Consider the following 11864-nt stretch of genomic DNA (forward strand, 5'->3'; position numbering starts at 1 on the left):
TCGCGCCGCGCAGTACGACGCCGACGGTTTCAAAAAGTTCCTCACAACCCTGAGCGATTGATGGCCACCAACCCGAATCTCCGCGTACGCATTTCCGCCGACCTTGCCGACATTCGGCAAGGACTCAGCTTGCTGCGCGGCGATTTGGGGCGGTTGCGCCGCGAGTCTGAGCGCACATCGCCCGATACGTCCGGCTGGGTAAGTGGGCTGAAGGCCGCGAGGCAGCAGCTGCTGGGATTCGTCGCTGCATACGCATCGTTGCGCACGCTCGGTGCGCTGGCGTCTGTGTCCGATGAGGCCGCCGGCATCGCCGGCCGCCTGCGATTGGCGACTAAGTCGCAAGAGGAATTCAACGCCGCGCAGGATGAAACCTTCGACATTGCCCAGCGCACGCAGGCCAGCTGGAAGGAGACCGTAGGCCTGTACAACAAGGTCTCGCAATCCGCCGAACAGGTGGGGTTGAGCCAGAAGAAGCAGTTGGAACTGACGGAAGCCGTTTCGATGGCGCTGGCCATCTCGGGCAGCACCGGCGAAGAAGCTAATGGCGTGATGCGCCAGTTCGGCCAGGCGCTAGGCAGCACCCGGGTGCAGGCCGAAGAATTTAACAGCATCAATGAGGGCGGCCAGCGCATCGTGCAGTCGCTGGCCAAGCACCTTGGCATCGCCACGGGGCAGGTGAAGGCCTACGTCAGCGCCGGCAAGGTCTCGAACAAGGACCTTGCACAGGCGCTGATCGAGGACCAGGCGTCCCTGCGCGAAGAGTATGAGCGCATGCCGAAGACCATCGGCGGTGCGTTCGAGCAGATCCGCAACGCGTTTGTCCGCTTCATCGGTGGCCAGAACGAAGCGACGGGCTCCACGCAGGCATTCGTCGGGCTCCTGCGTGACGTGGCCACTGATCTGCCGAAGCTGTTTGAGCCGATTCTGGCCGTGATGGTGCAGTTGGCGACAGCCATGAAGGGCGCGGAGACGGCTGCCGATTCGCTGGGGGAGAAGACCAGTTGGCTGGGTGAAGTGGGCCAGTTCCTCGCCAGTGTTTTCCGGGTCGTGGCCGCCGCCGGCATCGTCGTCAAGAACGTCGTCGAGATCATCACCGTGGCCCTGGTGTCTCTTAATGACGCAGCCATGACCGTGGCCAGCGGCCTGATCGACTATGTGGGCGGTGCATTCCGTAACATCTCCAACAGCTGGCAGGCCCTGAAGGATGAAGGCCCGCTCGCAGCGATGAAGGCGTTCGGCGCAGGCGTTGGCCAGGTCATGGATGGCATGGCGGCGAAACGTCAGTCACTGATCAACACCTTCCAAACCGCCAGTGACATGATCCGCAGCGATGCGGCGGATTTGACGCGCGGTGTCTCCGCGCTCTTCGCGGACATTGAAGCAACGACGGCGCGTGTACGTGGCAAGCCGTCTGAAGATTCGCCCGACGGCAGTGGCGGCACTTCGAACGGCAAGGGCAACGCCGCCAAGGTCGTTGCCGCGTCCAACGCGCTGATGCGCGATTCCGTCACCCGCGCGTTGGCTGAGCTGGATCGGCTCTACCAGGGCAACGAAATCGGGCTGAAGGAATACTTCGCCACGCGCCTGAAGCTGCAGCAGCAGTCCATCGATCTGGAGATCGAGCAGGCACGTATGCAATTTGCCGCGACGAAGGACGGTGCGCAGCGTCAGAAGCTCGAAGAGCAGATCATCAAGCTGCAGCGCGACCGCGCTGATGCTACTAGATCTGCTGCGCGCGATCAGCAGAAGGCTGAGGAGGAGCTGGCCAAGACCTTGGGCGACGTGAAGATTCGGCTCATGGAATTGGACGGGCGCCCCGGCGATGCCGAGCGCGCGAAGCTGGAGGGCCAGTACCTGGAGCTGTTCAAGCGGCTTGAGGCCGAGACCGATGAAACCGGCAAGGCCATGGTGCGCAACCTCATCGAGCGGTTGGTAGACAAGGCCAAGCTCGACGAACTGAAGGCGGCCGGCCAGAAGATCACCAGCGCCCTGCAGGCCAAGGAAACCAGCATCAGCGCCCAGGTGAGTGGTGGCATGCTCGGCTACGGCGAGGGTGAACGTCAGTTGGCTGAAGCACGCGCCAAGGCGCTGACTGAGCTGCGCGCCCTGCGCGAAGCTTCCCGCCTGGCCATGGAGGGCATGCAGAAGGGCTCCCCGGAGCAGACCGCAGCGGTGGCCGGCATCGAGGAAATTGACGCACAAATCGGCAACGTCATAGCGGCGCAGCAAGTATGGCGCCAGAAGATCGAAGACATCGGCTCCTCCGCCTTCGGTGATTTCCTGGGTGACCTTGCCACGGGTGCGAAGTCCTTCAAGGATGCATTCGCGGATATGGTCAAGAGCTTCGTGGCAGGCGTGGCGAAGATGATCGCGCAGGAGATGGCGCTGCGTGCGATCAAGGCTGCAATGAGTATGTGGGGTGGAGGCGGTGCCGCAGCTGGCGCATCGGTACCGGTCCAGCACACTGGTGGTATGGCTGGGCAAAGCGCCGTAAGGATGCGCGTCAACCCCATGTTGTTCGGGCACGCTCCCAGATATCACAGCGGTGGTATTGCGGGCCTGAAGCCGGACGAAGTGCCAGCGATCCTGCAGACCGGTGAACGGGTGCTCTCGCGCCGACAGACTGCGGCCTATGAGGCGAGTCTGAGTGCCAAGGAAGGAGGTGGCGTGACCACGCCCATTGTGGCCATCGGCGATGACGCAGTAGCCAACGCGCTGGCGAGTTCTGCGGGTGAAAAGGTGGTGATCACCCACGTGCGCAACAACTGGGGAGGGCTGTCGCGTGGCAACTGATGCCCCATTGTGGGATTACCCCATTGGCGGTGATATTGCGTGGCAGTTCGAATGGTTGACCGAAGTGCTTTCGCCGGGTACGGGAAACCAGCAGCATCGTCGGCTTCGTGATGCGCCGCGTGTCACAGTGTCGTTTGATTCTTTGACGGAGGGGGCCAAACGCCGCACGCTGGAGAACCAGCTCTCTGCCCGCGGCTCTCTGCCGTGGAAGTTGCCGCTCCCGGCGGGTGGTGGCGTGCTCACTGCCGACGTTGCGGCAGGTGGCAGTGCGCTGTCGGTGGCTGGTGTCGCTCCATGTTTCGTAGCCGGCGGCCAGATACTGCTCACGCATGGCGCGCGGCAGGAGGTATGCAGCATTGAAAGCGTCGCGGGCAGCGCGATTGCCCTGACGGGGCCCATCGGCGCGTCATGGCCGGCTGGAGCCAAGGCCTTCCCGCTTTACGATGGCCGGCTCTACACGCTGCCTGCGGTGTTCAGGTTCAATGGTAACTCGTCGTACTTGCGGCTTGAGTTCGCGCTTGATGGGGATATTCCGGTAGCTCTGCCGGTCGAGAGTAGCGTCTACCGAGATTTCCCTGTGCTTGAGGTCCCCGTCGATTGGAGCGTGGACCCGAGTTGGGCGCCGACACGTGAGCTTCTGGCGCGAGACACGGGCACATCCGCGATCTTCACTTATGACCAGCGCGGATACGCTCTGCCAGAACTGGCTTTTAGCTACACCGCCGTCGGTGCGTCGGAGATCGGTGCGTTGCTGTCGCGCCTGTACGCGCTTGCGGGGCGCTTTGGTGCCGTGTGGGTTCCGACCTACGGCCAGGAGCTTCGCGTCGCTGCAGCAGCGGCAGCGGGCGCGCTGTCGCTCGATGTTGAAGCTTGTGGGCTGGCTGGCCAGACGCTTCTTCCATCACGGCGTGATATTCGCATCCGCCTGGCTGATGGCACCTTGCTCTATCGACGCGTGCTGGCCGTGGGCGCCGTTGGCGGAACGATAGAGCGGCTGACGGTGAGTGAATCCTTGCCGGCATTCTCGACGTCATCTGTCGTTGAGTGCGGGTGGATGTTCCTGGCCGCGCAGTCGGCGGATATCGTCAAGCTGCGGTGGTGGAAGGATGACGTGGCATCGATCGATTTCTCTTTCAAGGAGATCGCCCATGGTTATTGAGCGCTGGGGCCGCCAGCCCGTGCACCTGTTCGTCTTCACCCGGCAGAGCAAGGTCTGGCGCTACTGTTCCGGCAATCGTGACCTGGTGATCGGCGGGGTCACCTACGTTGCCTCGCAGATCGAGCGCGGCGAGATCAAGCAGACCGTTGAGCGAGCTAAGGATTCACTGAGCATCACCTTGAGCTACCTGCTGGACCCCGTCGCGCCGGAGTATCCGCCGACGCAAGAGCTGGGCGACAACTGGTTCCCCAACATTCCCACCGATCCGGTTAGCGTCGTGTGCCTCGCCTACGACGCGAGCAGCGGCGATGCGCCCGCGGTTGAGTGGATGGGCACAGCCATCCAACCGAAGTTCACTGATGCGGAGCTCGAGCTTGTCTGCGAGCCTACGAATGGCTTCAGCCGCGCTCGCGGGCAGGGAATGAAGTGGCAGCGCACATGCTGCAAGACGCCGTATTCGACGGGCATTCGCGGCTGCAATCTCGACCGCGCTGCATTCAAGGTCAGCGGCGTGGCCGCTACGGTGACTGCAGCCGGCATCACTGTTGCAGAGTTCGCTGCTGCACCGTACACGCTGGCCGGCGGGTTCATCACCTGGGTCCGACCGGACGGGCTGCTGGATCGTCGGTCTATTACAGGCCACACAGACGCCGGTATATCACTTCTTTTCGGCGCAACCGGGCTACCTGTAGGAACGGAGGTGAGCGCGTGGCCAACCTGCCCCCGCACCTGGGTGGCATGCGAGGCCCGCGACAACACAATCAACTATGGCGGGAGCATCTACAAACCGGTGAAGAACCCGATGGATGGAGTGAGCATGTCATGGGGCTGATCCGTAGTCTCCGCCGCAAGGCCGGTATCTACAGCTGGCGTGCACGGTATTGGTGGCTTGACACTCCGAGCGGCGCAGGTGCGCAGGTTGTGGTGTTCTGCATCGCAGTGCTTGTCGCTGTTATCCAGCTGATCCGCATCGCCACCGCTGCAATCGTGCCAACGCCGGCTGGAGAACCGGTAAAAGCGGTGTATTGGTGGGTCGTGCAGTTGATCATGCTGGTTGTTTCGGCAGCTATTTCCTACGCAATGCGACCAAAAGTTGAGCAGGCCAAGCCGGCATCGAGCGATGCGCCGTCTGTTGAAGATGGGCAATCGGTAAAGCACCACTTCGGTACGTGCTGGGTTGATGACAGTTTCATTCTTGCCTGGTTGCCACTTGGCACAAAACCGATCAAATCGAAAGGCGGAAAGGGTAAATGGACGCCTGGGATTCTTCCCGGTACGACAAATCCAATTGAGGCATGGCTGGACGACAAGTGGAACGTGTCTGGTCTTGGAGGCGTGGATGACCCGTTTGGGGGTGGTTGGGATGATGGCGACAGCGAGCACGGCGACGATTCATTGGACGGGGATCTCTAAATGATTGTCACCGTTCGGCATCTCTTCACTATTCCTGGCTATAGCCCGCGACCCGGCTTCTGCCGTGCTGGCGCGAGGGCGTTTTTCTACCGGTACGGGCTCAACTGGAGCCACTTCGTCGCCAACGGAATTCCAGCGGAAGAGCTTGAGGAGACTGGAGACGGATTGGCTCTTGCCCTGGTGGCGTGGGCTCGCGAGTGCGAAATGAAGGGTGTAACTGATGGGCGGTAAGAACAAATCACAGACTACCGGGTACTGGTACAAACTGATGTACCACATGGGGATCGGTATCGGGCCGATTGACTCCTTCCTCGAGTTCCGCGGCGGTGACAAGACGGCATGGTCTGGGGAGCTTAAGGCGTCCGGAGACGTCGAGGTGAGCCGCCCAAACTTGTGGGGTGGGGAGAAAGATCAGGGGGGCATCATGGGCGCGCTGCGCGTGATGTTCGGCGCCGCGGACCAGATGCCGAGTGAATACTTGAAAGCGCGTCTTGGCCCCATGGTGCCGGCGTGGCGCGGGCTTACTACGGTCATCTTCAGCGGGGCCTACGGAGCCAATAATCCTTATCCGCAAAAAGCGAGCTACAAGATTCGCAAGATCAAGGCTGGGTGGGATGGGGATTGCTGGTATCCCGAGAAGGCTGAAGTATCTGTTGCAATCGGTGGTGAGATGCCAGAAAACAGTGATGGTTGGGAGTACGTGCTGTTGCCCTATCACGAGAACCCCGGGCGAACCAATCTGGATTTTCCTACCAGCGGCTGGCTACCAGCTGGAGCTGGGCCGTTCGATGACAACAACAAATGGACGCGCGACCCCGACTTGAGCGTCTTTTGGATTCGGAAAACCGTTCAGATTCGCGGCGCTGGCCTAGTTCTGCGTGCGGGGGCCGACAATGGATGTGTGCTGTTCGTCAATGGCGAGTTTATTGGGGCCTCCAACCCTGATAACGAGAACGTCCCTAGCAACCAGCAATTCCCTGTTGAGTACTCAATTCCGAGGGCGGGTGAGTATGAGATCGTTGTAAAGGCTTACACGGAATCTACATCGGGAAGCCAGGGGGGGAACTTCCTGGGGGTAAGTGTGCGATCTGAGGGATTGCTCGGTATGAACCCGGCGCACGTCCTGTACTACGCTCGGATGCATGGCGAGATCGGACGCGAGCCAGTCGCGAACATGAATGATGCTAGCTACCGAGCTGCAGCGGACAGGCTGTACGAAGAAGGGTTTGGCGTATGCACAGAGTATGACCCCTCCGCAGAATCTCTCGAAGAGTTCGAACAGCGTATATGCAAGCTTATTGGAGGCAGCGTCAGCCGGAGCTTGATCGATGGGCAGTATTACTTAGATCTTGCACGGGGCGAGTACGTCCTTGCCGATCTTCCGATCATTAATGACGACGACATTATCGATTTCAATTTGCAGCCATCGGTCTTGGACGGCGCGGTCAACAGCGTTAGCGTCAAGTACTTCGATCCAGATCGGAAAGAGCTGATCACGACACCGCCTGCACAGGTCCTGGCTCTTATCGATGCGTTCGGTACTATCCATCAAGAGTTCGATTACCCGGAGATCCCAACGGCAGAGTTGGCGTCACGGCTAGCGGAACGCGATGTGCGGCTTGCGGCTACCCCGACGCGTGCGCAGGAACTTGTAGTGATTCCAGATTCCGTCCGCGCTGTTCGCCCGAACCAGTATTTCCGGCTGCAGTCGCCGCGGCGTCGTATCGCGGATATGGTCTGTCTACTGGGGGAAAAGCAGAGCGGGACCCTCAAGAGCGGTGGCATGAGGATTGTCGCGTCGGAGGATACATACAGCCTGCCGAGCGCAGCGTTTGTCGAGATCGAGGTTGGTGTTGATACACGGCCAGATCAAACTCCGCACCCAATATTGCTTCAGGCAGCCTTTGAGGCACCCTATGTGGAGCTTGTGCAGCGCCTGGACCGTTTGAATCTTGAAGCTTTGCCAGTAGACGCTGGGTATCTGATTGCTGTTGCAAGTCAGCCGGTGAAGGGTGGTCGAAATTTCGAACTGACTAGCTCGACCTCTGGCGGGAGCTTTGAAGTCGGCTCGACAGGGGATTGGGCGCCACTTGCTATTGTCGGAGGCGACCCGGCGGTAGATGTAGTCCCGGAATCAGCAAGTGTCATCAGTGTGAGCACTTTGCGACTTGCAGGGCAGATAGCGATTGGTTCCGCGGCGATATGGGATGCAGAGATCGTCCGCATTGATGCGATCGATGCGCAGACGAGGACGATCACGGTTGGGCGGGGGTGTGCCGACACAATCGCTGCACGGCATGCCGCTGGTTCATCGATCTGGTTTTACGACACCGCAGGGGTGTCGGATCTTGTCGAGTACACGGACGGCGAGGTTGTCGATGTCAAGCTTCTGACGAATACCGGGTCATCTCAGCTCACATTGCAGGACGCGACCACGATCACGGTCGAAATTGCTGGGCGAGCGGCCCGCCCTTATCCGCCGGCGGCGCCGACACTCAATGGCTTGTCTTTCCCTGCTCAGATCTTCGAAACCGCAGACATTGCATGGGCGCACCGAGACCGGATTTCCCAGTCTGATCAGCTCTTCGACCAGAACATGGCGAGCATCGGGCCCGAGCCAGGCACAACGTACAACGTTCGGTGGTTCCTCAACGGAAGCCTCGCGCACAGTGCTTCAGTAGCAGGCGATAGCGTGAGCTACGCACCAACGGCTGACGGAGCACTTCGCATCGAAATAGAAGCGGAGCGCGATGGGTTGGTTAGCTATCAAATGCAGGTTATCGAATGTGATTTCCGCGTGACCGCGTTTCAGAACTACGTGGATCAGGTGGGGGATGCATACACGAACATGGCCGGCGACACTTTCTACGGATAACGACATGGCAAATAAGAGATTCACAGACAACCCTGAATTGGTAGCCCTTAAAGGGAGTGAGATGCTCCCTGCCACTTCGGTGGATGGTGGGATAGACACGGGCTCGAATCCGGTTTCGGCCGGGACAGACATAAAGATAAAGCTTCTGGATGCGCTTGGTCTTAGGGTTGCTGCGGTTCCGGTGGCAAGCGGCGTGGCAGTCGTGGATTGTGGGAATGGCATCAACCGCAATCACACACTTAGCCTCACGGAGAGCGCTACGTTAAGCCTGTCGAATCTGGCGCCCTCAGGATATGTGACCGAGGGTGAAATCCGGGTCAGCCAAGACGGCACAGGCGGTCGGACTCTCACGCTGCCCGCTTCCTTCAAGCCGCTCGGTGGCAGTGACACTTCAGTTAAGGGTGCCGCCAACGCGGTGACGGTCTTGTCGTACAAAACGATGAATGACGGAGTCACGGTCGAGTACGCAATGCAGGAGAGTGCGTAATGCTGCGGAGACTGATGATTGCTTCTGGCTCCGTGGCTACCTGGACTCCCGCTGACCTTTCTCCAGCGATTTGGCTCGATGATGAGGGCGTCATTTCTGAAGCCGGTGGCATGGTTGCATCATGGGCAAGTCGAGGCGGTGGGGCTGCGTTTGCTCAGTCCACCGCCGCGGCCAGGCCTGCATTGATTGCTGGTGAACTTGGCGGGCGTAGAGTGGTGCGGTTTGACGGAATAGATGACAGGTTGCTGAGCAGCTCTGCGGGGGCGTTGTCTATTGCGCGTCATGTTGGTGCGGCTTGGTTGTGCGCTGTTGCCCGCAAGCGTAGCGTTGATTCCTCGGGTGTTAGCCGGATCTTATTCCGTAGCAACGGTGGTGGAGCGGGAGGGATTGAGCGCTGGACGCTCCGCGTCGGGAATGCCGGTGCCGCAAACATCCCTCAGATGGGTGTTCGAAGGCTGGACACAGACACATATGCGTCATTGGCAGGACCGAGCGCAGTGGGCACTGGTTGGCAGATAGTCGTGATGCAGATGGAATGGGCGACCGGCACGGGCATCCTTCGTACCAACGGAGCTGAGGTCGGGCGTAATGCTGCATTGACTACGGTGGGACTCACGTCCGATACGGCTCCCTCCCAGCCAATTGTGATCGGAGGGCACCCGGATGTCGGCGGCAACTACGCGGATGCGGATGTTGCTGGGCTACTTGCCGGCAACGGTGCGGCGTTGCCGGCGTTGGGTGAAATCCAGAAGCTCGAGGGGTGGTGCGCGCATCGGTGGGGGCTATCGGCCCTGCTGCCATCCGGCCACCCTTACCGTGGCAGCCCTCCGTAGGTCTGCCCTAAACAAACCCCTGCAAGCTGCCTTCGGGCGCCACTCCAAGTTTCACCAGCCAAGTGGCGACCATTTCAATGATCGCCGTTTCGTCCTCGGGGTACTGGTCGATCAAACGCTCTTCGACCACGTCGCAGACACCCCAGAAGGTTGTCGACTCGCCATGGCTGAGTAGGGCATGGCTGATCTCGTTGAAGGCAAGCTCGTAGTCAGCGATCTGCTGGTTCATCTGGGGTGCTCGCTCGGATGCAGGCCAAGGCTTCGATGACGTCCTGTACCTGGTCATGGAAGTAACGCAGGTCCTCGTCTGCCACTTGAGGCTCGATCACCTCGACTTCGCCGGCGACGATCTCCGCCAGATCGCCCGCAAGGGCGGTCTGCGCCTCGGGCTTGAGGCGGGTGGCCATGTCCTGGACCCAATGGTCCAGCTCTTCGCGTGTCATCTTGTCCATGCACGAATCCTATGCCTCGGGGGCGTTATGCTCGGGTCAACTGGAGGTGACGCGTGTGCTATTCAGCTCAGATCGAAGCCGACTACAAGAAATTCGTCCGTGAGTTCGGCGCTGTGGTGGACTTGGAGGTGTTCACTCAGCTTTGGCTGCACGACAACAACAAGACCCGCCGGCCGAAAACGCCCAGGGCATTGGATCTGTCGTTCCTCCGCCCTGGAGACTCAAGCGTTGCCGCCATTGCCGCCGAGATTCGGGAATGGGACAACGAGGAGATCGCACAGCTTGAGACAGAGCTGACCAAGCAGACCGAGCGCCTGGCCAACGCCGAGCAGAAGCTGTCCACCAAACCCACGAAAACCGCGGCGAACGAGCAGCGGATCGCTGGCAACAAGATCGAGCAGATCAAGCGCAGGATCGCCGACCTGAAGCGGGCGAACCTGGAGGCGCGGGATTCCCGCATGTTCCCGGGCTACTACTGCCCGGTGCTGGTCAGTGTGGGCGGCAAGCTGGTCGTGAAGCCCATGCGCTACCAGTGTCGGCCGGCGGGGAAGCCTGCGTCCTACGACGAGAAGTACCCCGGCACCTACAACGCCCGCCGGGACAACCTGGAAGGGTTCTGGAAGGGGGAGTTCGGGCACACCCACGGGCTGCTACTGGTCGACACCTTCTACGAGAACGTGGAGGGTGAGGACGGGCAGAACCGGGTGATCCAGTTCACGCCCCGCAATGGTGAGCTGATGCTTGTGGCGTGCTTGTGGTCGCACTGGACCGACCCGAAGGGGAAGGAGCCGGACCTGCTGAGCTTCGCTGCCATCACCGACGAGCCCGAGCCGGAGGTGGCCGCCGCCGGCCACGACCGGACGATCATCAACATCAAGCCCGAGCACATCGAGGCCTGGCTCAACCCAGACCCGGCAGACCTGCAGGCGCTATACGCGATCTTCGATGACAAGCGGCATCCGTACTATGAGTACAGAGTTGCTGCGTGAAGCATGGGCTTCTGTCTATCCACGCAATAAACAGCCTAGAATTCCGGGGTTGGGATGAACGGCTAATTCTAGGAGCGTGGGGCATGGATGGAGCGTTGATATCGTTGTTGCAGACGTCGGGACTAGGGCTATTTATTTGGTATCTAGTTAATTCACTCAAGAGCCAGATCAAAGGATTGGAGAGTCTGGTTGAGACGCAGAGTCGAACTATCCAAGTAATGGATAAGAGGATCGAAGAAACTGAAAAAATCGGTGGAATATATAGAAATCTTTTATCTGATTTGCCAACGGATATTGATAATTATAAAACGTTCATATCGAAGACTAAGGACACAATTATAGTTGAGCTTCAGGTGAAGCACGATGAGGCTCAGGCCAAACTAAAAGATGTCGAAGAGCGTATTAGAGCCACTCAGTCAACCGCAGAGAGAACCGACTTGCGGGTTAAGGTTCTAAAGAACCTGCTCACCAAGCAGAGGGATGTTCTCGGGTTTCCGCGCTCGCTTGATCTTGTGGCGATATGCGAATTTGGTGGTCGGCTTATTGAGGATAGCGTTTCTTGCATTGTCGAAGAGGAAAAGCTTGAGAAATTTTTGGCGCGAATTGATTACCAGCTCGTGGTCACTTCGGACAAGTCAATTATGAAGTCAGTATTCCAGGATAAGCGCTTGCCGAGTGGTGTTGCAGTTGAGATTGCGCTGTCATCATCTTCAGTCGACGGTGGGTGGTACTGCCTCGCAGATAACTGGATTTTTGCAAGTCCTATATTCATGGGGGGGCTGAGGGACGAATTCAATATTGTAAAGTCTCGTGATTGATCTGGGTTGGGATCAGGTAGGATACGTTTGTGCAAAATTCAAAAT

At 59.4% G+C, this 11864-nt stretch carries 10 protein-coding genes; 8 read left to right on the forward strand and 2 right to left on the reverse strand.

Annotated elements, in window-relative coordinates:
- The first annotated feature begins 60 nt into the window (after positions 1-60).
- The 6 genes from AC13FW_RS14150 (at position 61) to AC13FW_RS14175 (ending at position 8727) form a co-directional block, all read left to right on the forward strand.
- Positions 61-2793: a tape measure protein gene (locus tag AC13FW_RS14150; protein ID WP_482989482.1), complete on the forward strand. Its 2733-nt coding sequence runs from the start codon at positions 61-63 to the stop codon at positions 2791-2793.
- A complete protein-coding gene (locus AC13FW_RS14155) occupies positions 2783-3952 on the forward strand; it encodes a hypothetical protein (RefSeq protein WP_482989483.1) in 1170 nt (389 codons plus the stop codon). Before AC13FW_RS14150 ends, AC13FW_RS14155 begins: the two co-directional genes overlap by 11 nt.
- Positions 3942-4784: a hypothetical protein gene (locus AC13FW_RS14160; protein WP_482989484.1), complete on the forward strand. Its 843-nt coding sequence runs from the start codon at positions 3942-3944 to the stop codon at positions 4782-4784. The genes AC13FW_RS14155 and AC13FW_RS14160 overlap by 11 nt, the downstream gene beginning before the upstream one ends.
- Complete coding sequence (locus tag AC13FW_RS14165; RefSeq protein ID WP_482989485.1) at positions 4775-5365, forward strand: hypothetical protein; 591 nt, start codon at positions 4775-4777, stop codon at positions 5363-5365. Before AC13FW_RS14160 ends, AC13FW_RS14165 begins: the two co-directional genes overlap by 10 nt.
- 220 nt (positions 5366-5585) lie before the next feature.
- The gene (locus AC13FW_RS14170; protein ID WP_482989486.1) at positions 5586-8240 is read left to right on the forward strand and encodes a hypothetical protein; all 2655 of its coding nucleotides are present in this window, start codon (positions 5586-5588) and stop codon (positions 8238-8240) included.
- Between the two features lie 4 nt (positions 8241-8244).
- A complete protein-coding gene (locus tag AC13FW_RS14175; protein ID WP_482989487.1) occupies positions 8245-8727 on the forward strand; it encodes a hypothetical protein in 483 nt (160 codons plus the stop codon).
- An 840-nt stretch (positions 8728-9567) separates the two neighbouring features.
- Here the strand turns inward: AC13FW_RS14175 and AC13FW_RS14180 are convergent.
- Positions 9568-9789 carry a hypothetical protein gene (locus AC13FW_RS14180; protein WP_482989488.1) on the reverse strand — a complete coding sequence of 74 codons (222 nt, stop codon included), beginning with the start codon at positions 9787-9789 and terminating at the stop codon, positions 9568-9570.
- Positions 9770-10012: a hypothetical protein gene (locus AC13FW_RS14185; RefSeq protein WP_482989489.1), complete on the reverse strand. Its 243-nt coding sequence runs from the start codon at positions 10010-10012 to the stop codon at positions 9770-9772. The genes AC13FW_RS14180 and AC13FW_RS14185 overlap by 20 nt, the downstream gene beginning before the upstream one ends.
- 53 nt (positions 10013-10065) lie before the next feature.
- Between AC13FW_RS14185 and AC13FW_RS14190 the strand changes: the two genes are divergently transcribed.
- Positions 10066-11001 carry an SOS response-associated peptidase family protein gene (locus AC13FW_RS14190; RefSeq protein ID WP_482989490.1) on the forward strand — a complete coding sequence of 312 codons (936 nt, stop codon included), beginning with the start codon at positions 10066-10068 and terminating at the stop codon, positions 10999-11001.
- 218 nt (positions 11002-11219) lie between these two features.
- The gene (locus AC13FW_RS14195; RefSeq protein ID WP_482989491.1) at positions 11220-11819 is read left to right on the forward strand and encodes a hypothetical protein; all 600 of its coding nucleotides are present in this window, start codon (positions 11220-11222) and stop codon (positions 11817-11819) included.
- The last annotated feature ends 45 nt before the right edge of the window (positions 11820-11864 follow it).

This window comes from Stenotrophomonas sp. 21LCFQ19, assembly GCF_056861425.1.